Annotated in this window: 22 protein-coding genes; 7 read left to right on the top strand and 15 right to left on the bottom strand. The window is 69.0% G+C overall.

The genetic code is table 11. The features are described from left to right. Positions 1-26: 26 nt before the first annotated feature. From MSZK_RS16935 to MSZK_RS16925, 3 genes are all read right to left on the bottom strand, one after another. A complete protein-coding gene (locus MSZK_RS16935) occupies positions 27-662 on the bottom strand; it encodes a vitamin K epoxide reductase family protein (protein ID WP_099249826.1) in 636 nt (211 codons plus the stop codon). Further along, positions 659-1,438: a thioredoxin domain-containing protein gene (locus MSZK_RS16930; RefSeq protein ID WP_099249823.1), complete on the bottom strand. Its 780-nt coding sequence runs from the start codon at positions 1,436-1,438 to the stop codon at positions 659-661. The genes MSZK_RS16935 and MSZK_RS16930 overlap by 4 nt, the downstream gene beginning before the upstream one ends. 111 nt (positions 1,439-1,549) lie before the next feature. Continuing rightward, complete coding sequence (locus MSZK_RS16925) at positions 1,550-2,623, bottom strand: alpha/beta hydrolase (protein WP_099249820.1); 1,074 nt, start codon at positions 2,621-2,623, stop codon at positions 1,550-1,552. 253 nt (positions 2,624-2,876) lie between these two features. Between MSZK_RS16925 and MSZK_RS16920 the strand changes: the two genes are divergently transcribed. Continuing rightward, positions 2,877-3,704: an aldo/keto reductase gene (locus tag MSZK_RS16920; protein WP_099249818.1), complete on the top strand. Its 828-nt coding sequence runs from the start codon at positions 2,877-2,879 to the stop codon at positions 3,702-3,704. Between the two features lie 133 nt (positions 3,705-3,837). Here MSZK_RS16920 and MSZK_RS16915 read toward each other — a convergent pair whose 3' ends face one another. The 5 genes from MSZK_RS16915 to MSZK_RS16895 form a co-directional block, all read right to left on the bottom strand. Further along, positions 3,838-5,055 carry a globin domain-containing protein gene (locus MSZK_RS16915; protein ID WP_099249815.1) on the bottom strand — a complete coding sequence of 406 codons (1,218 nt, stop codon included), beginning with the start codon at positions 5,053-5,055 and terminating at the stop codon, positions 3,838-3,840. Beyond that, positions 5,052-5,501, bottom strand: a complete 450-nt coding sequence (locus MSZK_RS16910) for an Rrf2 family transcriptional regulator (RefSeq protein ID WP_099249812.1) — start codon at positions 5,499-5,501, stop codon at positions 5,052-5,054. Before MSZK_RS16910 ends, MSZK_RS16915 begins: the two co-directional genes overlap by 4 nt. A gap of 131 nt (positions 5,502-5,632) precedes the next feature. Beyond that, positions 5,633-6,340 carry an HNH endonuclease family protein gene (locus MSZK_RS16905; RefSeq protein WP_099249809.1) on the bottom strand — a complete coding sequence of 236 codons (708 nt, stop codon included), beginning with the start codon at positions 6,338-6,340 and terminating at the stop codon, positions 5,633-5,635. Then, entirely contained in the window at positions 6,337-8,553 is a 2,217-nt protein-coding gene (gene recG, locus MSZK_RS16900) for an ATP-dependent DNA helicase RecG (RefSeq protein ID WP_099249806.1), read from the bottom strand. Before recG ends, MSZK_RS16905 begins: the two co-directional genes overlap by 4 nt. A gap of 2 nt (positions 8,554-8,555) precedes the next feature. After that, entirely contained in the window at positions 8,556-10,205 is a 1,650-nt protein-coding gene (locus tag MSZK_RS16895; protein ID WP_099249981.1) for a DAK2 domain-containing protein, read from the bottom strand. 264 nt (positions 10,206-10,469) lie between these two features. On the opposite strand from MSZK_RS16895, the gene rpmB reads away from it, so the two are divergent. Beyond that, positions 10,470-10,664 (top strand): 50S ribosomal protein L28, encoded by a 195-nt coding sequence (gene rpmB / locus MSZK_RS16890; protein ID WP_005141756.1) that lies wholly within the window; start codon positions 10,470-10,472, stop codon positions 10,662-10,664. 44 nt (positions 10,665-10,708) lie between these two features. On the opposite strand, the gene MSZK_RS16885 is transcribed toward rpmB, so the two are convergent. The 3 genes from MSZK_RS16885 to MSZK_RS16875 all read right to left on the bottom strand — a co-directional run bounded on the left by MSZK_RS16885 (position 10,709) and on the right by MSZK_RS16875 (position 12,876). Beyond that, entirely contained in the window at positions 10,709-11,020 is a 312-nt protein-coding gene (locus MSZK_RS16885; RefSeq protein WP_099249803.1) for a hypothetical protein, read from the bottom strand. A 168-nt stretch (positions 11,021-11,188) separates the two neighbouring features. Continuing rightward, on the bottom strand, positions 11,189-11,896 hold the full coding sequence (locus tag MSZK_RS16880; RefSeq protein WP_099249801.1) for a uracil-DNA glycosylase: 708 nt from the start codon (positions 11,894-11,896) through the stop codon (positions 11,189-11,191). A 23-nt stretch (positions 11,897-11,919) separates the two neighbouring features. After that, positions 11,920-12,876 carry a thiamine-phosphate kinase gene (locus MSZK_RS16875; RefSeq protein WP_099249799.1) on the bottom strand — a complete coding sequence of 319 codons (957 nt, stop codon included), beginning with the start codon at positions 12,874-12,876 and terminating at the stop codon, positions 11,920-11,922. Between the two features lie 131 nt (positions 12,877-13,007). On the opposite strand from MSZK_RS16875, the gene MSZK_RS16870 reads away from it, so the two are divergent. Continuing rightward, positions 13,008-13,244, top strand: a complete 237-nt coding sequence (locus MSZK_RS16870; RefSeq protein WP_099249796.1) for an Lrp/AsnC ligand binding domain-containing protein — start codon at positions 13,008-13,010, stop codon at positions 13,242-13,244. A 3-nt stretch (positions 13,245-13,247) separates the two neighbouring features. Continuing rightward, on the top strand, positions 13,248-13,808 hold the full coding sequence (locus tag MSZK_RS16865) for a DUF3515 domain-containing protein (protein WP_099249793.1): 561 nt from the start codon (positions 13,248-13,250) through the stop codon (positions 13,806-13,808). A gap of 1 nt (position 13,809) precedes the next feature. On the opposite strand, the gene MSZK_RS16860 is transcribed toward MSZK_RS16865, so the two are convergent. Genes MSZK_RS16860 through MSZK_RS16850 form a run of 3 tightly spaced genes read right to left on the bottom strand, consistent with a single transcriptional unit; the run spans position 13,810 to position 17,095 of the window. Beyond that, the gene (locus tag MSZK_RS16860) at positions 13,810-14,913 is read right to left on the bottom strand and encodes a D-alanine--D-alanine ligase family protein (protein WP_099249790.1); all 1,104 of its coding nucleotides are present in this window, start codon (positions 14,911-14,913) and stop codon (positions 13,810-13,812) included. A 60-nt stretch (positions 14,914-14,973) separates the two neighbouring features. Further along, positions 14,974-16,077, bottom strand: a complete 1,104-nt coding sequence (locus tag MSZK_RS16855; RefSeq protein WP_099249788.1) for a cystathionine gamma-lyase — start codon at positions 16,075-16,077, stop codon at positions 14,974-14,976. Between the two features lie 7 nt (positions 16,078-16,084). Continuing rightward, positions 16,085-17,095, bottom strand: a complete 1,011-nt coding sequence (locus MSZK_RS16850; protein ID WP_199203371.1) for an NAD(P)H-dependent glycerol-3-phosphate dehydrogenase — start codon at positions 17,093-17,095, stop codon at positions 16,085-16,087. Positions 17,096-17,178: 83 nt separating this feature from the next. On the opposite strand from MSZK_RS16850, the gene cofC reads away from it, so the two are divergent. From cofC to MSZK_RS16835, 3 genes are all read left to right on the top strand, one after another. Then, a complete protein-coding gene (cofC, locus tag MSZK_RS16845) occupies positions 17,179-17,814 on the top strand; it encodes a 2-phospho-L-lactate guanylyltransferase (protein WP_099249979.1) in 636 nt (211 codons plus the stop codon). A 67-nt stretch (positions 17,815-17,881) separates the two neighbouring features. Then, the gene (locus MSZK_RS16840) at positions 17,882-20,050 is read left to right on the top strand and encodes an RNA degradosome polyphosphate kinase (RefSeq protein WP_099249785.1); all 2,169 of its coding nucleotides are present in this window, start codon (positions 17,882-17,884) and stop codon (positions 20,048-20,050) included. 70 nt (positions 20,051-20,120) lie between these two features. Continuing rightward, entirely contained in the window at positions 20,121-21,086 is a 966-nt protein-coding gene (locus MSZK_RS16835; protein WP_099249782.1) for a bifunctional NUDIX hydrolase/histidine phosphatase family protein, read from the top strand. A gap of 52 nt (positions 21,087-21,138) precedes the next feature. Here MSZK_RS16835 and MSZK_RS33595 read toward each other — a convergent pair. Next, the coding region (locus MSZK_RS33595; protein WP_233211361.1) for a hypothetical protein at positions 21,139-21,249 on the bottom strand (111 nt) is incomplete at its 5' end.

Below are 21,249 nucleotides of genomic sequence, written 5' to 3'. Positions count from 1 at the left end.
CTACCCCCCGGGCCGATGCGGCGCGGCTAGATGAGCGTTGACCAGTAGTTCCAGAAACGAACCAGAATCAGCAGGATAATCGCGGTGAACCACAGCGTCACAATCGACCAGCGCCAGGTGTACAACACCCTGGCGACGGCGTTGCCCGCGAGCGGGCGAAGCGCGATCGAGGACACCACCACCAGAAGCGGCACGGTCACCGACCAGACCACCATGCAGTACGGGCACAACGCTCCGATGCGGTAGAGGGTCTGAAAGATCAGCCAGTGGACGAAGACCACGCCCAGCGCCGAGCCGACCGTCAGGCCCAGCCAGTACCACCGGGGCAACCGCACCTTGGCCACGGCCAGCACGCCGGTCACCACGACGACCGCGAAGGCGGCGATGCCGATCAGCGGATTGGGGAAGCCGAAGGCCGACGCCTGCTTGGTGACCATCACCGACCCGCACGACAGCACCGGGTTGATGCTGCAGCTGGGCACGTAGGACGGATTGATGAGGATCTCGATCTTCTCGATCGTCAGCGTGGCCGACGAGACGAGCCCGATCACACCGGCGATCAGCACCCACCAGGCGCTGGCCGCACCCACGGCGACTCCGGCCGGCGCGGACCCCGACTGGGGTTCGGTCGGCTCCACCGGTGCCGGGGTCGCCACGCTCATGGCGCCGCGGGAGCCGGAGCGGCGGGGGCGGGCGTCGGCGCGGGCTGCAGCCCGGGCACGTCGCCGACGACGGCCTTGACCTTGGCGAGCAGCTCGTCGGGCGAGGCGGGGCTGATGTCCTCACCGTTGAGCCGGATGGTCGGCGTCGCGGAGATCTTGGAGGCGGCGGCCAGGCCGTTGACCATGTCGCTGTACTTGCCGGAGTTGATGCACGACGAGACCTTGTCGGTCGGCACACCGGCCTGGCGGGCGGTCTCGATCAGCGAGTTGTTGTCCGGCGCGCCGCTTGACCCCTCCTCGGGCTGCTGGGCGAACAACGCACCGTGGAATCGCAGGAACGCTTCCTTGTCCACGTCGGCGACGCAGTAGGCCGCGTTGGCGGCACGCGTCGAGTAGTTCTTGTTCGTCGGCGAGTTCAGGATGGCGACCATGTTGTAGTCGGTGGCCACCGCGCCGCTGTCGACCAGCTTGGTGATGGTCGGGCCGAAGGTCTTCTCGAAGTCACGGCAGTGCGGGCACTGGAAGTCCTCGTAGAGCGACAGCACGGCCTTGGGCTCGTCCGTGCCGGGCTTCTTGATCAGCTGAGCCGAGGAGATCCGCACGGCCTGCGTGTTGCCGCCGGCGACCTTCTTGTCGTGGCCCATCACGATGTAGAGCACCAGAGCGACGGCGAAGATGACGACGACGGCGGTCAGCCCCAGCTGGATGAGCAGATTGCGCTTGCGGTCCTGAGCTTTCAGGTCGTAGCGGGGGGCGCTTTTCTTGTTGGTGGCCACGGGTCGGCTGATCCTCGCTGTCAAGACTTGAGTGTTAGCGCCTCTAGAGTACCGGCCGCCTCGTCGCGCCCGGTCATTCCCCGGGTCGCATGACCCTGCTCCGCGGCTCGGTCAGCCGCGGGCGAGATGGGCGCGCAGCGCCGAGATCATCTCGGCGTTGCACCGGCTGACCTTGCCGCCCAACGCGTTCATGTTCAGGAAGGCATGCGTCATCGGACCCATTCGGCGCAGGTCCACGGCGACGCCTGCCGCCCGCAGTGTGTCGGCGTACTGCTCGCCTTCGTCGCGCAGCGGATCGAACCCCGCCGTCACGATCAGCGCGGGCGCCAACCCGGTGAGGTCGTCGGCCAGCAGCGGGGACACCCGGGGGTCGGTGATCTCGATGCCCGACCCGTCGACGTAGCAACCCTCGAACCAGTCGATGTCGCGCTTGGTCAGCAGAAATCCGTCGGCGAACAGCGTGCGTGACGTGGTAGCCCCGCGCATGTCGGTGAGCGGGTAGATCAGCCACTGCAGGCTCGGCGCGGGCGCGCCGGCGTCGCGGGCGAGCCGGCTCACCACGGCGGCCAGGCAGCCGCCCGCGCTGTCGCCGCCGACCGCGACCCGCGCAGGGTCCGCCCCCAGCTCGTCGGCGTGCTCCCGGGCCCACAGGTAGGCGGCGTAGCAGTCGTCGACCGCGGCGGGGGCGGGGTGCTCGGGTGCCAGCCGGTAGTCGATCGCGAGCACGTGCACGCCGGCGTCGCGGCAGATCAGCCGGCAGGCCGAGTCGTGGGTGTCCAGGTCACCGAAGACGAATCCGCCGCCGTGGTAGAAGACCAGCAGGGGCGCAGGCCCGTCGCCGGCCGGCCGGTAGTGCCGGGCGGCGATGGCACCGGCCGGGCCGGGAATGGTGACCGGCTTGATCTGGGCGACGTGCACGTCGGCCTCGTCGAGGCTGCGGGTGGTCTCCCGGTTCTGCGCCCGGGTGGCGACCGGATCGCCCCACACCGCCAGGCTGGTGATGCCCAGGGCCCGCTGGGCGGTCAGCATCATCTGGATCGTCGGGTCAAGGGTGTTTCCGTCAATGGTGACGGCCCGGCCCCCGGACAGCAGCCGCTTGACCGCCGCAGGCAGGTGCGGGATCACCAGTACGCCGGCTCTGCTGCTCGCGGCGAGCACGCGCTGCAACCGTCGGTTCCCTGCCATCCCTGCTCCCCTCACCCTGTGCGGTCGGCATTGCGGCAGCGTACGGGACCCGGGCCGGCAACGATCCGTCAGCCTCGGACCTCGAACACCGGTTGACGGATACGGCAATTCGGGGCTCGGCGTGTCGCGGCGCGCCGGGCCTGCTCAGCCGACACAACGCCGTGGGTACTATCGTCAACCCGAGTCGGTGACCCCTCAACCGATCGTGCCCGGGTGCCGACCTGGACAAACTTCGATTCCACAGGCAGGTGACATGACACCGGCGGCCCAGATCCCCACCGTCACACTCAACGACGACAACACCATCCCGGTGTTGGGTCTCGGTGTGGCAGAACTGTCCGCCGAGGAGACCGAAGCCGCGGTGGCCAGCGCGCTGGAAGCCGGCTACCGGTTGATCGACACCGCGTCGGTCGCCGGCAACGAGGAGGTCGTCGGCCGCGCCATCGCCGCGTCGGGCATCCCCCGCGACGAGTTGTTCATCACCACGAAGCTCGCCACCGAGGACCAGGGCTTCCAGTCCTCGCAGGACGCCATCAAGGCCAGCCTGGAACGCCTCGGCCTGGAGTACGTGGACCTCTATCTGGTGGACTGGCCCGCCGAGCAGAACGGCAAATACATCGACGCCTGGGGCGGCATCATGCGGTCCCGCCAGGACGGCCTGATCAAGTCGATCGGTGTCGCGAACTTCACTCCCGAGAATTTGGCGGACATCATCGACTTGAGTTACTTCCCGCCGGTGGTCAATCAGATCGAACTGCACCCGCTGCTCGACCAGACCGAGCTGCGCGCGGTGCACGCCAAGCATTCGATCATCACCGGCGCGTACATCCCGCTGGGCGAGAGCAAGCTGCTCGAGCTTCCGGCGATCGCCGAAGTGGCTGCGGCGCACGGTAAATCACCGGCACAGGTGCTGATCCGCTGGAGCCTGCAGCTCGGCGACATCGTCATCCCCGGTTCGACCAATCCGGCACAGATCGCCGAAAATGCCGACGTGTTCGACTTCGAGCTGACGGATGCCGAGATGGAGACCCTCAACGGGCTCGACGACGGCACCCGGTTCCGGCCGAACCCGGCAACCTGAACGGGCACCTAGGGTTTTGACGGCGCCGCCTGACCGGGCGGTGTCGACCGAGTCTGCGCACAGCGCAACGAGTCTGCGGTGAGAGCGAGTAGTCCTCGCGACAACCCGCGCTCACCGCAGACTCGATCCGCAACTAGCCGTCCAGCAGCCAGTCGTTCGGGCTGAACAACTCGCAGTGCACGCGGTCTTGCGCGACGCCGCGGGCGGTCAGCGCAGCGCGCACCGCCTGCACGAATCCGGTGTTGCCGCACAGGTAGATCTCAGCGTCGTCGGCGATGTCGACACCGTCGAGGTTCATCAGTCCCCGGTGGATGTCGGCGGTGTCGGCGTCGACGCCTTCGGCGTACCACAGCTGCAGGCTGCCACCGGGCAGGATGTCCACCAGTTCCCGGTGCCGCTTGCGCAGCGGGTGGCTGTCTTCACTGCGGTCGGCGTGCAGCACCTGCACCGGGGCCTGATGCCCTTGGCCGACAAGGTATTCCAGCAAGCCGATCATCGGCGTCACACCGATACCCGCGGAGATCAGGACCACCGGTGCACCGGCGCGCGGCTCCGGCAGGTCGCCGAACGGCACCGTCACGTCGAGCAGATCACCGACCCGGACGCGGCTCCGAATCCAGCTGGACACCTCGCCCGCCGGGTGGTCGCCGTCGGCCTCCACCGGCTTGACCGCGAAGGTCAGCTCGGTGGCGCCGGGCACGTTCACCAGGCTGTACTGGCGCAGCTGACGCGCCCCGTCGGGCAACGTCACGCCGACCGAGACATATTGCGCCGCAGCCGTGGTCGCGATCCCGTCGGCCGCAACCGTGAGCAGCACGGCGCCGGAGGGGTCGTCCTCGCGGGCGGTAACCCGCAACCGGCGGAAGACATCGCCGTCGGCGACACCGGCTCCGCGGTAAAGGTCGCGCTCCAGCGCGATCAGGGTGTCGGCCATGATCCAGTACACCCGGTCCCAGGCCGCCGCGACCTCCGCAGTCACGGTGTCGGCACCGAGCACCTCGACGATGGCGGCGAACAGATGCTCGTGCACGATCGGGTACTGCTCGGCCGTGACGCCCAGCGACGCATGCTTGTGGCCGATGCGCGAGAGCAGTTCGCTCGGGTGCGGCAGCTCCGGGTTCACCAGGTGCGTGGCGAATGTCGCGATCGACGCGGCCAGCGCACGCTGTTGGCCACCCTGGGCCTGGTTCCCGCGGTTGAACAGGTTGCGCAGCAGCTCAGGATGGCGACCGAACATCCGCCGGTAGAACTCGGTGGTGATCTCGTCGATATGCGCACCGACGAGTGGCAGTGTCGCCCTGACGATCTCGGCCTGGCCCGGCTCCAGTTCGGCTGCGGCGGTGGTGGTCATCGGTGCTTCCTTTCGGTGGTGAGTTGCAAAACGACAGGCAGCGACGTGCTGCCGGCGAGATCGGCGACGGTGTAGCGGTCGAGTTCGGCGTAGAACGCCTCTTTGGCGTCGGCGAGGACCCGGCGCAGCCGGCAGCCCGCGATCAGCGGACACGGGGATTGCCCGGTGCAGTCGACGACTTCGCGGTCGCCTTCGAGCTCGCGCACGAGCCAGCCCAGCGACACCTCCCGACCGGCCTCGGTGAGTTCCAGACCGCCCGCGCGGCCGCGGCGAGCGTGGACCAGGCCCAGTTCGGTCAGCCGCGACACCGCCTTGGCCACGTGGTGCTCCGACGCGCCAGAGGCGGCGGCGACGGTTCTGGTGGTGACCCGCTGTTCGCGTGCCTGACCGGTGGCCAGCAGCATCATCGCCCTCAGACCGAGGTCGGTGAACCGTGTGAGCTGCATGGATGCGACGCTAGTTTATTGCGCATCCACAATGCGTATTTAACGGCTGTGGGCTTGAATACTGCGATTCGTGCGGATTTTTGACCTGCGGCGACCCGCCGCGGCGGCCCGTTGCGGGGGCGAAACGGGGGTCAGCTGCGAGGGCAGGTGGCCGCGGCCTGGCGCAGTTCGTCGGCCGAGGCCTGATCCACCGGCAGCGAATATCCCCGCAGCACCGCGACGAACTGCATCGCGTACTGACACCAGAACGCGTGGTTGGGCGGCATCCACACGCCCGGCTGCTGATCGCCCTTGTCCTGGTTGACCTGCCCCGCCACCGCCAGCAGGTTGGCCGGGTCGTTGGCGAACCGGAGTCGCATGTCCGGCGGCCAGTCCCGGGCGCCCATGTCCCAGGCGTAGGCCAGCGGCACCAGGTGGTCGATCTGCACGGCCGCGCCGACCTGCGCACCCCGGGTGAACGGGATCGTCGCGCTGGTATAGGGATCGTGCAAGACGCCGCTGGCGACCGCGTGCGGGCACCGCTTGGTCGAGACGTAGGTCTTGTCGACCAGGTCGCGGTCGAGGATGTCGTTGCGGGTGTCGCACCCGTTGCGCCCGCCCGGTGCGGAGTTGTCGTCATCCCAGGCATCGCCGAAGGCATCGCGGTGATAGTCATAACCCCGCACGCGCTGCGCGACGATCACCACACCATCGAGCACATCGGTGCCCGGGGCGACCGTCGGCACGTCGGCCCGCGCCACCATCCGGTCGGGCTCGCCGGTCGAGGAGATCACCTGCACCGAAACGATGACCGACGCCGCAGCGGTCGCGGCCAGCCAGAGCAGCGGACGGCGCCTCATGCCTTGTCCAGGTAGTCGATTCGGTCGCCACCGGTGAACTGCCCGGCCAGGATGGCCATTCCGCGGTTGTCCGGATCCCGGTTGTACATCGACTGCGCCACCTCACGCGCGTCCACGATCACGTCCAGGTGTTCGGCCAGCGACAGGAAGCGCAATGTGATCGGCCGGCCGGACTGGTTGAGCCCCAGCACGTCTCCCTCGCGGCGCTCCTGCAGATCCAGGTCGGCCAGCACGAAACCGTCCAGCGTGCCCGCCACCGCGGCCAGCCGCTCGCCGGCCTTGGAACCCTCAGGAAACTTGGTCGCCAGCAGGCACAGGCTGGCATGCGCGCCGCGGCCGATGCGCCCCCGCAGCTGGTGCAGCTGGCTGATCCCGAACCGGTCGGCATCCATCACCACCATCACCGTCGCGTTCGGCACGTCCACGCCGACCTCGATGACGGTGGTGCACACCAGGACGTCGATGTCGCCGGCCCGGAAGGCGGCCATCACCGCATCCTTCTCGTCGGCGGGCAGCCGCCCGTGCATGAGCCCCAGCCGCAATCCGGCCAGCGGGCCGTGGCCGAGGTGCTTGAACAGGTTGATGACGGTTTCGGCGGGCGGACCGGCCTGGTCGGACCCGCTTTTGTCGTCCTCGTCGATGCGGGACGCCACGACGTAGGCCTGCCTGCCCTCGCCGACTTCCTCGATGATCCGCTGCCAGGCCCTGGCCAACCATTGCGGCTTGTCCTTGACGAAGATGGTGTTGGTCGTGATCGGCTGGCGCCCGCGCGGGAGTTCGCGCATCGTGGAGGTTTCCAGATCGCCGTACACCGTCAGCGCCACGGTGCGCGGGATCGGCGTGGCCGTCATCACCAGCAGATGTGGTGTGATCCCGTCAGGTGCCTTGGCGCGCAATCGGTCTCGTTGCTCGACGCCGAACCGGTGCTGTTCGTCGACGACGACGAAACCCAATCGGTGGAACTCCACCGCGTCCTGCAGCAGCGCGTGGGTGCCGACGACGATGCCGGCCTCGCCGGACGCCACCTCGTCGCGCACCAGCCGCTTCTGGGCCGCGGTCATCGATCCGGTCAGCAGCGCCACCCGGGTGGCACCGTCCTCGCCACCGAGCTGACCGGCCATCGCCAGCGGTCCCAGAACACTGCGGATCGACTGTGCGTGCTGGGCGGCAAGGACTTCCGTCGGGGCCAGCAGCGCGCACTGGTAACCGGCGTCGACCATCTGCAGCATGGCCAGCACGGACACGATCGTCTTACCGGAGCCGACCTCACCCTGCAGCAGCCGGTTCATCGGTTTGGTAGCGGCGAGTTCGGCGGCGACGACGCCGAGCACCTCACGCTGGCCCGCGGTCAGTTCGAACGGCAGCCGCTGCATCAACGCGGCGGCCAGCCCGTCGTCGCGACGCGGCGCCGGCGGCCCGGACTCGCCGAGTTCGCCGTGCCTGCGTTGGGCCAGCGCCCACTGCATGCCCACGGCCTCGTCGAACCTCAACCGCTCGCGGGCGGCCTCGCGCTCGGGCTCGCGTTCGGCGACGTGGATCGCCCGCAGGGCGGCGTCTTCGGATATCAGACCGCGGTGATCCACAACCGCTTTGGGCAGCGGGTCGGCAATCGGGTCGAGCACCGCGAGCACTTGCTGCACACAGGCGTAGATGTCCCAGCTCTGCAGCTTGGAGCTGGCGGGATAGATCGGAAAGAAGTCGCGCTCGAAGGCCGCCATCGACAACTCGCCGCTCTGCGAAGTCGAGGTGTCGGCAATCGTCTTGAGCGACTTGCTGCCGAATACCCGCCCCTTGGGCGAGTTCAGCGCCAGGAAGTCCGGATGGGTGAGCTGCATGGCGCCGCGGAAGAAACCGACCTCGCCGGAGAGCATCAGCCGGACGCCTGCGATCAGCTCCTTCTTGAGGTACTTGGCGTTGAAGAACGTCGCGGTGACCTTGCGCCGCCCCTTGCCCAGCGTGATCACCAGGTATTCGCGCTTGGGCTGGCGATTGGTCCAGCGGACCTCGGCCTTCTCGATCTCGCCGACCAGGGTGATGTGCTCGCCCTCCTCGGGCGGCGCCTCGTCCTCACCCCACACCGACATGCCGTGGATGTACTTTCGCGGATAGTGCCGCAGCAGGTCGTCGACCGTGCGGATGCCGAACACCTCGTCGAGCAGGCCCGCCGCCTTGCCGCCCACGATGCCGTCGAGTCGGTCGGTGAGGCCGACCACGTCTACTCCACCCCGATCAGCAAGGCGTCACCCCGGTGGCCGGTGGCATACGTCGCGAACTCGACGCCGGGATGACGACGGTGCACATGGGCGGCCAGCGCGTCGGCGACGGCGGGATCGGTACCGTCCCCGATCAGCACGGTGACCAGCTCGCCACCGGCGACCAGGAGCAGATCGATCAATCCTGTTGCTGCACTGGTGATATCGTCGGCGACCACCAGCACCTCGTCGCCCGCGATGCCCAGACCGTCACCGGGCCGGCAGGAGCCGGCCCACGTCAGCGCCTGCTCGGTGGCGATGCGCACCGACCCGTGCCGGGCGGCGGCGGCAGCCCTGGCCATCGAGAAGCCGTCGTCGACGGCGTGCCGGCCCGGGTCGTGCACGGCGAGCGCGGCCAGCCCCTGCACCATCGACCCGGTCGGCAGCGCGACGACGTCGATGCCCCAACCGATTCCGGCCGTGCACCCGGCCACCAGTTCCTCGGCCGCCACGTAGCCGTTGGGCAGCACCATCACCTGTGCGGCCCCGGCGTCGACGAGTGCCCGCAGCAGCTCTCGCGCGGTGATCCCGTTGACCGGGTCGGCCAGCGCCGGATCCGGGCGCAACACGCAGGCACCCTCCTGGTCGAAGAGTTCGGCGGCGCCGTCGCCGTCGACGACGGCCAGCACCGCGCGGTCACGACTCCAGCTCCCGGGCGAGACTCGCGCCGGGCCGGCGCTGAGCACCGAGATCTGGATGCGGCTGACCGCGCCGGCTTCGAGTCCGGCTTCCACCGCGGCACCGGCGTCGTCGGTGTGGACGTGTACCGAGTAGCGGTCGGCTTCCGCGGACGCGGCGATCGCCACCGAGTCACCGAGCTGCTCCAGCCGGGTGCGCAGCGGTTCGAGCGCCGGGGCTGGACAGTCGGCGAGTGAGTACATCACCTCGAATTGCGGGGGCGCCGGCCCGGCGGCGGCGCTTTCCAGCCGCGGTGGCCCCGGCTCATAGGCGTCCCGGCGGGGCGCCTCGCCGGCGATGGTCGCGGTCAGCGCGTCCACGAGGACCAGAAACCCGCGCCCGCCGGCGTCGACGACGCCCGCGCGCGCCAGCGCGTCGAGTTGGTCGGGGGTGCGCTCGAGTGCGGCCACGCCCGCGTCACCGCCTGCCGCCAGCGCCCCGGCCAGCCCCGCGCCGTCGGCGGCACGATGCGCGATGGCCTCGGCGACCGCCTGGAGTACCGACACGATCGTGCCGGCCACCAACTGCCCGCCCATCGAGGACACCACCAGTCCGACGGCGTGCCGCAGCGCCGCACCGAGGAGGACCGCGTCGATGTCGGCCAGCGCCCCCTCGGTGTCCTCGGCGGCCGACGCGGTCACGTCGGCCAGGCCGCGCAGGATCTGCGACAGGATCACCCCGGAGTTTCCGCGGGCGCCGTGCAGCGCACCATCGGACAGCGCGGCGGCCACTTGGCTGACGTCGCCCGAGCCGACCGCCGATTTCGCCGCGTCGAGCGCCGAGCGCATGGTGAAGAGCAGGTTCGTGCCGGTGTCGGAATCGGCCACCGGGAACACGTTGAGCCGGTTGATCTCGTCGGTGTGGGTGATCAGATCGCCGACGGCGGTGTGGGCCCACTCGTACAAGGCCGATGCGTCAAGCCGCCGGTCCGGCATCGGCACCTCCTCGCGACCCCCGACACACCACTGCGCTTCGTCGCGCCAGCCTAGCCAGTGCACCCGACACCACGGCGTCACCGCTACCAACAGTGCAGCTCACGGGCGTTTCTGCGGACTGGACGGACGGCGGGCGCCGAGCATTTTGGCGTTCGGTTCGCCGGACGGCTATCCTAGTCAGGTTGTCGGGTCACCCGTCGCTCGGTCGTTGGCCCCCTGGACAACGTTGGACATAGTTTGACTACTGATTTAGAGGAGTTCTACATGGCTGCCGTGTGCGACGTCTGCGGAAAGGGCCCCGGCTTCGGCAAGTCGGTGTCGCATTCCCATCGCCGGACCAGCCGCCGGTGGAACCCGAACATCCAGACCGTGCACGCCGTGACCCGTCCCGGTGGCAACAAGCAGCGGGTGAACGTCTGCACGTCGTGCCTCAAGGCCGGCAAGGTCTCCCGCGGCTGATCGCGCCCGCCGGACCCCTCGGGTCCGGCGCACCATGCCCACGCTCAGGGGCACATGAACGCCCACGGTGGGCAGACGAACGTTCCCGCAGGCAGTGGGCCCTCGGCATACACCCCCGGCTGCCCGGCCACTTGGTGGTATTCGTGGCAGATGTTCGGATCCCAGCTCACCGCCAGCGCCTCGACCCGGAACGTGATCGGGTCCCCCGGGCACCACGTGCCGTGACAGGCGGGGTCACACCGCACGTTGTCGGCGTGCGCGGTCGCGATCTGGCCGCCCGCACCGGTGAGCCACAGGGTCGAAGCCGCGCCGAAACCCGCAATGAGAGCGCCGGTGAGTGTTCGCGTGAGCGCCATGGATGAGTCCTTTCCGCGGTCCGCACCGATGAGTCGGTTCGTCCTTGTCACGCCGAGTACACACCGCGGTCAGCCACTACCGATCCCAAACAGCGAAATCTCCGCACAGCTGCCCCACAGTCGATGCCCAGCATCGCCTCGGGACGCCGGTAGCGGCCTGACCTGGGCTTAGGGCAGCCGCCAGTCGATCGGCTCGGCACCCCTCTGCGTCAACAGGTCATTGGCCCGGCTGAACGGCCGGGAACCGAAGAAGCCCCGGGACGCCGACAGCGGCGACGGGTGCGGCGATTCGATCGCCACACAGCGGGCGGTGCCGTCGGGCCCGCCGTCGAGCAGCATCGGCTTGAGTGTCGACGCGTCGCGCCCCCACAGGATCGCGACCAGCGGCTGATCGCGGGCGGCCAGGGCGCGGATCGCGCATTCGGTCACCGCCTCCCAGCCCTTGCCCCGGTGCGACGCCGGGTTTCCCGGGCGGACGGTCAACACCCGGTTGAGCAGCATGACGCCGCGCTGGGACCAGGGCGTGAGATCGCCGGTCGACGGCGTCGGGTAGCCGAGGTCGGCGGTGTATTCGGTGAAGATGTTGGACAGGCTGCGCGGCAGCGGCCGGACGTCGGGAGCCACCGAGAAGCTCAGGCCCACCGCGTGGCCCGGTGTCGGGTAGGGGTCTTGTCCGACGATCAGCACCCGCACTTCGGAGAACGGGAACGTGAAGGCGCGCAACACGTTCGGCCCGGCAGGCAGATAACGCCGGCCGGCGGCGATCTCGGCGCGAAGGAACTGGCCCATCTGTGAGACCTGATTGCTGACCGGGGCCAGCGCCTGCGCCCAGCCCTCCTCGACGAGTTCGGTCAGCGGCCGCGCGGTGGTCGTCACGCAGGCCAACCTAACGTGTGCGATCAGTCGAAGGACTGCCAGCCCGCCGACCCGGCCCACGCCCGCCCGTCCACGAGAACCGCGGGCGCGCCGTCGGCCACCGTGCCGATCACCCGCCAACCCGGCGGCACCGCACCGGCAAAGCAGGCGACCAGTGCGTGATCTTCACCACCGGAGAGCACCAACTCCAGCGGGTCCGCCCCAACCGCGGCCGCCGCCGCCGTGACCGCGTCGGCGTCGGGCCGCAGCGCGTCGGCGGCGAGGTCGATCGCCACCCCGGATGCGTCGGCGATGTGGCCGAGGTCGGCCAGCAACCCGTCGGAGACATCGGTCATGGCCTGCGCGCCGGCATCGGCGGCCACGATGCCTTGACCGTAGGGCGGATGCGGTGTCAGATGACGGCGACGCAGATCGTCGAAACCCTCGACGTCGTTGTGCCACAACAGGTATCCGGCGGCCGAACGGCCGAGATCGCCGGCCACGGCGACCACCGACCCGGCCCGGGCGCCAGTGCGCAACACCGGGGCACGTCCCGCGAGATCCCCCAGGGCCGTCACCGACACCACCCACTGCGGGCTGGCCACCAGGTCGCCGCCGACGATGCCGGCGCCCAATCCCGCGGCCTCCTGCCACATTCCGTCGGACAGCTCCTGCACGAGCGCCGCCGGGGTGTGCGCCGGGGCGCCGAACGCGACGACGAACGCGCTGCACCGCGCACCCATCGATTCGATGTCGGCGGCGTTCTGGGCGATGGCCTTTCGGCCCACGTCATGGGGGGCCGACCAGTCCAGCCTGAAGTGGCGGCCCTCCACCAGCATGTCGGTGGTGACCGCGACCCGCCCGTCGGGGGCCGCCACCACCGCCGCATCGTCGCCGGGACCGACGGCAACACCGTCGGGCTGCCGCCGACCCGACACCAGCCGGTCGATCACGCTGAACTCGCCCAGCTGGCGCAAGGTGGGTTCGCCACCGTCGGCCACGGCGCCTCCTGCTGTCGCACACGCTGATCGGTGCGGCAACCTGCGGTACCTTTGGGCCTTGCCGACACCCGGACACGTCAGTGTAGGGGCGGCGTCGCACACCGGCGAACATCGAGGCGAGGAGACGACGGGTGGTGGAGGCCTACATGCTGATCCAGACCGAGGTCGGCCGCGCCGAGGTCGTCGCCAAGCAGGTGGCCGCGCTGCCCGGGGTGCTGTCGTCGGAGTACGTCACCGGACCCTACGACGTGGTGGTGCGGGTCGGATCGGCCAGTCACGACGATCTCACCGCCACCATCGTGCCCAGCATCCAGCAGATCGCAGGCATCACCCGGACCCTGACCTGCCCCATCGCCGATGCCGGCTGACCGATGCGTCGCGCCGTGACGTCGGCCCCCGAAAATCCGTCGGACGGCCCGCCCCGCGCCCTGCTGATCGCGGCGGTGGTGCTGGCGGTCGCCGCCATCGGCGCGGTCCTCGGGATCGCGGCCACCCGGCACGCCCCGATTCAGCCGGTGGTCATCGCCTCGGTGCCGGCGCCGAAAGCCGATTCCGCGAGCTGTAAGGCGCTGCTGGCGGCGCTGCCGGCCAACCTCGGTGAGTTCCACCGGGTGGCCGCCGCCGAGCCGGTTCCCGCCGGCACCGCGGCGTGGCGGGGTGAGGCGGACAACTATCCGGTCATCATGCGGTGCGGCGTGCAGCGGCCGGCCGAGTTCGTGGTCGGCTCACCTATTCAGGTGGTCGACGCGGTGCAGTGGTTCCGGGTCGACGACCCCAACATCGAGCACAGCACCTGGGTCACCGTGGACCGCCCGGTGTACGTGGCGCTGACGCTGCCGACGCAGTCCGGGCCGACGCCCATCCAGGCGTTGTCGGATCTGATCGCGCGGACCATGACCGCGGTGCCGATCGATCCGAACCCGGCTCGCTGAGTCAGCGCAGCCCGGTTCCCCGGGCCAGCGCGGTCTCGACCATGGTGCGCACCAGCGTCGGATAGTCGACGCCGCTGGCTGCCCACATCCGCGGATACATCGAGATCGTGGTGAAGCCGGGCATCGTGTTGATCTCGTTCACCACCGGACCGTCGTCGGTGAGGAAGAAGTCGACCCGGGCCAGGCCCTGGCAGTCCAGCGCGTTGAACGTCTCGATTGCCAAGCGCTGCAAGTGTTCGGCCACATCGTCGTCGACCTTGGCGGGCACGTCGAGTTCGGCGCCGTCGTCGAGGTATTTGGTGGCGAAGTCGTAGAACCCGTCCTCCCGGCCACCGACACCGGCGACCCGGATCTCGCCGATGGCGCTGGCTTGTACTGAGCCGTCGGGAAATTCGAGCACACCGCACTCGAGTTCACGGCCACTGACAGCCGCCTCGATGATCACCTTCGGATCGTGACGCCGGGCGTCGGCGATGGCCGCGGTCAGCTCGTCGGCGTTGTTGACCCGGTTCACCCCGATCGACGAGCCGCCGCGCGCGGGTTTGACGAACATCGGAAAGCCCAGTCGTTCAATGTCGTCCAGCGTCGGCGCCTTCTGGTGGGCCCGCAGGACCACGTGGTCACCGATCGGCAGCCCGGCGGCGGCCAACAGTTTCTTGGTGAACTCCTTGTCCATGCCTGCCGCGCTCGCGAAGACCCCGGCGCCCACATACGGCACGCCCGCCAATTCCAGCAGGCCCTGAATCGTGCCGTCCTCGCCGTAGGGACCGTGCAGGATCGGAAAGACCACGTCCACCGACGGCAGCACCTCACCGGCGGCCTCGCCCAGCGACACCAACTCGCCGCGGCGCAACGGATCGGCCGCCAACGCCAGTGCTGTTCCCGAGTCGCCGCTGACCTGCGGCAGCTGCCGGTCGGTAATGGCCAGAGTCTCCGGGCGGCCGTCGGTCAGCACCCACGAGCCCTCCGGGGTGATCCCGACGGCGACGACCTCGAAGCGCTCCGGGTCGAGGTTGCGCAGGATGCTGCCCGCCGATACGCAGGAAATGGCGTGCTCGGAGCTGCGTCCCCCGTAGACGACAGCGACACGGATACGGGAAGTCACAACCTAGAGAGGCTACAGCCCGGGTGTTGCCGGCACGATGTGGCGCCGTGAACAGCCAATTCAGGCCTCGAGCGCAGTCAAGACGTCGGTGAGCAGGTCGTCGGTGTCCTCGATGCCCGCCGAGATCCTGGCGAACCCGTCGGGCACCGCGTCGCCCCACCGCGCGCGACGATCCACCGACGTGTGGATACCGCCGAAGCTCGTCGCGGCGACCAGGAGGTCGCTGCGACGCACCAGCGCGTGCACCGCGGCCGCGTCGGGCAGCTCCACGGACACCAGTCCGCCGAACCGGCGCATCTGGCCGGCCGCCACCGGATAGGACGGGTCGCCGGACAGCCCCGGATAGCGCACCGACCGGACCTTCGGGTGTCCCCGCAGTGCGGTGGCCAGCGCCAGCGCGTTCTGGCATTGCCGCTCGAACCGCAGCCCGGCACTGCCCAGGCTGCGCAGCACGAGCCAGGCTTCGAACGCACCGAGGATCGCACCGGAGTGCAGGCGCTCCCGCTCCAGCGCGGACATCAATTCGGGGTGGCTGCCCGCGGCGTAGCCCGCCAGCAGATCGCTGTGCCCGGACAACGCCTTGGTGGCGCTGGCCACGACGAGATCGGCTCCCAGGGACAGGGGTTGCTGTCCCATGGGGGTGGCGGTGGTGTTGTCGACCAGCAGCCGCGCACCCCGGCGCCGGCAGATCTGCGCGAGCCGGTGCAGATCCACGACGTCCAGTGCCGGGTTGGTCGGGGTTTCGGCGAGCACCACGTCGGCATCCTCGGCGGCACGGTAGATCTGATCGGTGGTCACCTCGCGAACCGTGATCCCGGCCGGGGCAAGACTTTCGGCGGCGTAGCGGCGCACCTGGTAGTAGCCGTCGGCGGGAACGACCAGCACCGACCCTGGGGCGGCGGTCACCCGCAGCGCTGCGGTGATCGCCGCCATCCCGGACCCGAAGCTCAGGGCTGTGGTGGCCCCCTCAAGCTGAGCCAACGCCGACTCCAGCCGACGCCAGCCCGGATTCGAGGCGCGACCGTAGGTATCGGACTCACTGCCCTCGTCGTCGGACAGATGGAACGCCGACGCCGGTACCGGGCCCGGCCCGACCGGTTCACCCGGAACCGGCTGAAAACTCACGGCTTTGACCGTGCGGGTGGAATCGCCGTACTCGCTCATCTGCGGGTCACTCCGGTTTGGTGCTGCGGCCCAACAGCAGCGCCACCGCCTGGTCGACCGACAAACCCTTGTGGCACACCTGATGCACGGCATCGGTGAGCGGCATCTCGACGTCGTAGCTGGACGCCAGGGCCAGGATCGATTCGCACGATGCGACGCCTTCGGCGACGTGCCCGCCGGCGGCCTGTTGCGCCGCCTGGATGGTGCCGCCGCGGCCCAGTCGTTCACCGAAGCTGCGATTGCGTGAGTGCGGGGAGGTGCAGGTGGCGACCAGATCCCCCACCCCGGCCAGACCGGCCAGCGTCGTCGACTTGGCGCCGACCGCGATTCCCAGTCGCATGATCTCGGCCAGGCCGCGGGTGATGATCGCCGCCGCGGTGTTCTCCCCCAAGCCGACCCCGGCCGCCATCCCGCAGGCCAGCGCGATGACGTTCTTGCAGGCTCCACCGATCTCGGTGCCGATCACGTCGGCGTTGGTGTACGGCCGCAGATATCCGGTGTTCAGCGCGCGCTGCAACGCGACGGCCCGGCCGGAATCGGTGCACGCCACCACGGTCGCGGCGGGTTGTTGTTCGGCGATCTCGTCGGCCAGGTTGGGGCCGGAGACAACGGCGACCTGGCTGGAGTCGACGCCGGTGACCTGAACGATCACCTGGCTCATCCGCATCAGAGTGCCCAGTTCGATGCCTTTGGCCAGGCTCACCAGGGTGGCGCCGCCGGTGATCATGCCGCGCCACTGCTCGAGGTTGGTGCGCAGGGTCTGCGACGGGACCGCCAGCAGCACGGTGGTCAGCCCGTCGAGGGCCTCGGCGGGGTCGGTGGTGGCGCGGATGGCGCCCGGCAACTCGATGCCGGGCAGATATCCGGTGTTGGTGTGGGTGGCGTTGATCTCGTCGGCCACGTCGGCCCGGCGCGCCCACAACCGGACCTCGGAACCGGCGTCGGCCAGCACTTTGGCCAGTGCGGTTCCCCAGGCACCGGCGCCCATCACTGCGGCAGTGCCCACGGTGCTGGTCATGGTCATTAACGTAACCCACGCCGCTGCCAGTACCCGCCGACAGGAATGCGTCCGCCCCGAGCGGCGCTGGAAGGATGGTGAACATGAGCGGCGCAGCCGATGTCGGCGTGATCATCGCGGTCAAACGGCTGGTAGCGGCCAAGACCCGGCTCAGCCCGGTGTTCGAGGCGCAAACCCGTGAGCGGGTTGTCCTCGCGATGCTGATCGACACCATCACCGCGGCCCGGGCGGTCAGCGCCGTCGAGTCGATCACTGTGGTCACCCCCGACGACACTGCGGGCGCCGCGGCCCGTGAGCTCGGCGCATCCGTGCTGACCGACACCACCCCGCCCACCGAGCCCGACCCGCTGAACGCCGCGGTCCGGTTCGCTTGGTCGGCGGTCACCGAACGAGTCACCAATACTGTTGTGCTGCAAGGAGATCTGCCTGCCCTGCAGACCCGCGAGCTGGCCGAGGCGCTGTCGCAGGCCCGATCGCACCGGCGCAGTTTCGTCGCCGACCGGCACGGCAGCGGCACCGCGGCGCTGTTCGCGTTCGGCGCGCCGCTGGATCCGCTGCTCGGTCGTGACTCGGCGCGCCGGCATCGTGACTCCGGCGCGGTCGAACTGACCGGCTCCTGGCCCGGCTTGCGCTGTGACATCGACACCGTCGAGGACCTGCAGTCGGCACGGGAAATCGGTGTCGGCGTAGCGACAACCAGGGCAATCGCGCACCACTGACGGTGAACAACACCTGAACGGCCCTCGACTTTCGGCTGCTGCCGTCCACGCGCCCCACGGATGGGGGATGATCGGGACTGTGACCGACACGGAAACCGACACGCGATCCACGGATGACGACTGGCAGCCCGGTGAGGCGCCGGAGGCCCCACCCGCGGCCACGGACACCGCTGTCGAGAACGAACTGCCCGAGAATCGGTACCTCAACCGCGAGCTGAGCTGGCTGGACTTCAACGCCCGGGTGCTGGCCCTGGCGGCCGACACCTCCTTGCCCCTGCTGGAGCGGACCAAGTTCCTGGCGATCTTCGCGTCCAATCTCGACGAGTTCTACATGGTCCGGGTGGCCGGTCTCAAACGCCGCGACGAGATGGGGCTCTCGGTGCGTTCCGCCGACGGGCTCTCCCCTCGCGAGCAGCTGCGCCGCATCGGCGAGCGCACCCGGCAGATCTCGCTGCGCCAGGCCGAGGTGTTCATCGAGTCGGTGCGTCCCGCGCTGGCCGAAGAAGGCATCCGCATCGTCAACTGGGCCGAACTCACCGACGCCGAACGTGGTGAGCTGTCGACCTATTTCCACGAGCAGGTGTTCCCCGTCCTCACCCCGCTGGCTGTCGACCCGGCACACCCGTTCCCGTTCGTCAGCGGGCTGAGCCTGAACCTGGCGATCACCGTCAAATCGCCCGACGACGGCGGCGAGCACTTCGCCCGCATCAAGGTTCCCGACAACGTCGACCGGTTCGTCGAACTCACCGGCACCAACGGGGAGTCGGACGTCGTCCGGTTCCTGCCGACCGAGGAACTCATCGCGGCGTTCCTGCCGGTGTTGTTCCCCGGCATGGAGATCGTCGAGCACCACGTGTTCCGCATCACCCGCAACGCCGACATGCAGGTCGAAGAGGACCGCGACGAGGATCTGCTTCAGGCGCTGGAACGCGAGCTGGCGCGGCGGCGGTTCGGCTCTCCGGTCCGCCTCGAGGTCGCCGACGACATGACCGAGCACATGCTCGAACTCCTTCTGCGCGAACTGGATGTCGATCCCAGTGATGTGGTGCAGGTGCCGGGTCTGATCGATCTGTCGTCACTGTGGCAGGTCTACGGCGTCGACCGCCCAGCCTTGAAGGACCGCCCGTTCGTGCCGGCCACTCACCCGGCCTTCGGTGAGCGCGAGACCCCCAAGAGCATCTTCTCGACCCTGCGCGACGGTGATGTGCTGGTGCACCACCCGTACGACTCGTTCTCGACGAGCGTGCAACGCTTCATCGAGCAGGCTGCCGCCGATCCGAATGTGTTGGCCATCAAGCAGACGCTGTACCGGACCTCCGGCGACTCCCCTATCGTCAACGCGCTCATCGACGCGGCCCAGGCCGGCAAGCAGGTGGTCGCCCTGGTCGAACTGAAGGCGCGCTTCGACGAGCAGGCCAACATCAAATGGGCCCGCACACTTGAAGACGCGGGCGTGCACGTGGTCTACGGGTTGATCGGACTCAAGACGCACTGCAAGACCTGCCTGGTGGTGCGCCGCGAAGGGTCGACGATCCGCCGCTACTGCCACATCGGCACCGGCAACTACAACCCGAAAACCGCCCGGCTGTATGAAGATGTCGGCCTGCTCACCGCCGCCCCCGACATCGGCGCCGACCTGACCGACCTGTTCAATTCGCTGACCGGGTACTCCCGCAAGGTCAGCTATCGCAATCTGCTGGTGGCGCCGCACGGGGTGCGAAAGGGCATCGTCGAACGCGTCGAGCGCGAGATCGACGCGCACCGGCACGGCGGCAACGGCCGGATTCGACTCAAGGCCAACGCGCTTGTCGACGAACAGGTGATCGACGCGCTCTACCGCGCATCGCAGGCCGGGGTGCGAGTCGAGGTGGTCGTCCGCGGTATCTGCGCGCTCAAGCCGGGGGCCGAGGGTTTCTCGGAGAACATCGTGGTGCGCTCCATTCTCGGCCGCTTCCTGGAGCATTCGCGGATCTTCCACTTCAACGCGATCAACGAGTTCTTCATCGGCAGCGCCGACATGATGCACCGCAATCTGGACCGCCGCATCGAAGTTCTCGCACAGGTCAAAGACCCCCGGCTCACCGGATACCTCGACGACATCTTCGAGTCGGCGATGGATCCTTCGACCCGGTGCTGGGAACTGGGCCCCGACGGCAAGTGGACGGCCGCACCCCAGGACGGTCGGCAGGTCCGCGACCATCAGGTGTGGCTGATGGAACTCCACCGGCAGCACTGAGTGCCTCTTCCGTTGCCCCCCACCAGGACCGGTCCCCGGCGGGGACCCGAATTGATCTGCGGGAGTTGAGGTGGCCAAGAGAGCGTCACGTGACAGCTCGAGGACCAAATCGACGAAGAAGTCCGCGGCCAAGACAGGTAAGCCCTCTCGGCGGGTGATTCTCGCGGCCGGCGCGGCATTGTGGCGCCCCGACGCCGAGACCGGTGAGCCGTACGTCGCGCTCATCCATCGCCCCCGCTATGACGACTGGTCCTTGCCGAAAGGCAAGGTGGATCCCGGGGAGAATGAGCCGATCGCCGCGGTGCGCGAGATCTGGGAGGAAACCGGTCAGCGATCACAGCTCGGCCGGCGCCTGATGCATACGCACTATCAGGTTGCGCAGGGCTCCAAGGTCGTGCACTACTGGGTCGCCCGAGCGCTCGGTGGCGAGTTCACTCCCGGTGACGAAGTCGACCGGCTGGAGTGGATGCCGGTCGACGATGCGGTGAAACGGCTGACCTATCCCCGAGACCGGGACGTGTTGAAGGCCTTCGCCGCGCAGCCGGCGGACACCGACACGATGTTGATCGTTCGGCACGGGACCGCAGGCATCAAGTCCCGCTACAAGGGCGACGACCGAAGCCGGCCGCTCGACAAGAACGGTCGCGCCCAGGCCGAGTCACTTGCCGGGCAACTGATGGCGTTCGGCGCCACCGACATCTATGCCGCCGACCGCGTTCGCTGCATTCAGACTGTCGAGCCGCTGGCGCAGGAACTCGGTGTGCGGATCTCGACCGAGGCGAGCCTCACCGAAGAGGCATATGCCGTGGATCCGGACGCCGCCCACAAGCGCGTCGCCGAGATCGCTGCCCACGGTGGCACACCGGTGATCTGCACACAGGGCAAGGTGATTCCCTACCTGTTGGCATGGTGGCGGGACACCGACAAACCGGACAAGTCACGCAACCGCAAGGGCAGCACCTGGGTGCTGTCGATGTCCGGCGATCGGATCGTCGCCGCCGATTACATCGACAGCCCATTGGCAATCCGGCCCTGACACGCAAATACGCCGCGGGCGTTGAGCCCGCGGCGTATTCGACGTACCGATGTTAGCGACGGCCCTTCTTGGCCGGAGCCGCCTTCTTGGCGGGCGCGGCCTTCTTGGCCGGAGCCGCCTTCTTGGCGGGCGCAGCCTTCTTGGCCGGAGCCGCCTTCTTGGC

The sequence above is a fragment of the Mycobacterium sp. shizuoka-1 genome, from assembly GCF_002723835.1.
In the GTDB taxonomy this organism is placed as follows: Bacteria; Actinomycetota; Actinomycetes; order Mycobacteriales; family Mycobacteriaceae; genus Mycobacterium.
The sequence above is the reverse complement of the archived record's forward strand: the minus strand, read 5'-3'. Positions and strand labels throughout refer to the sequence as shown.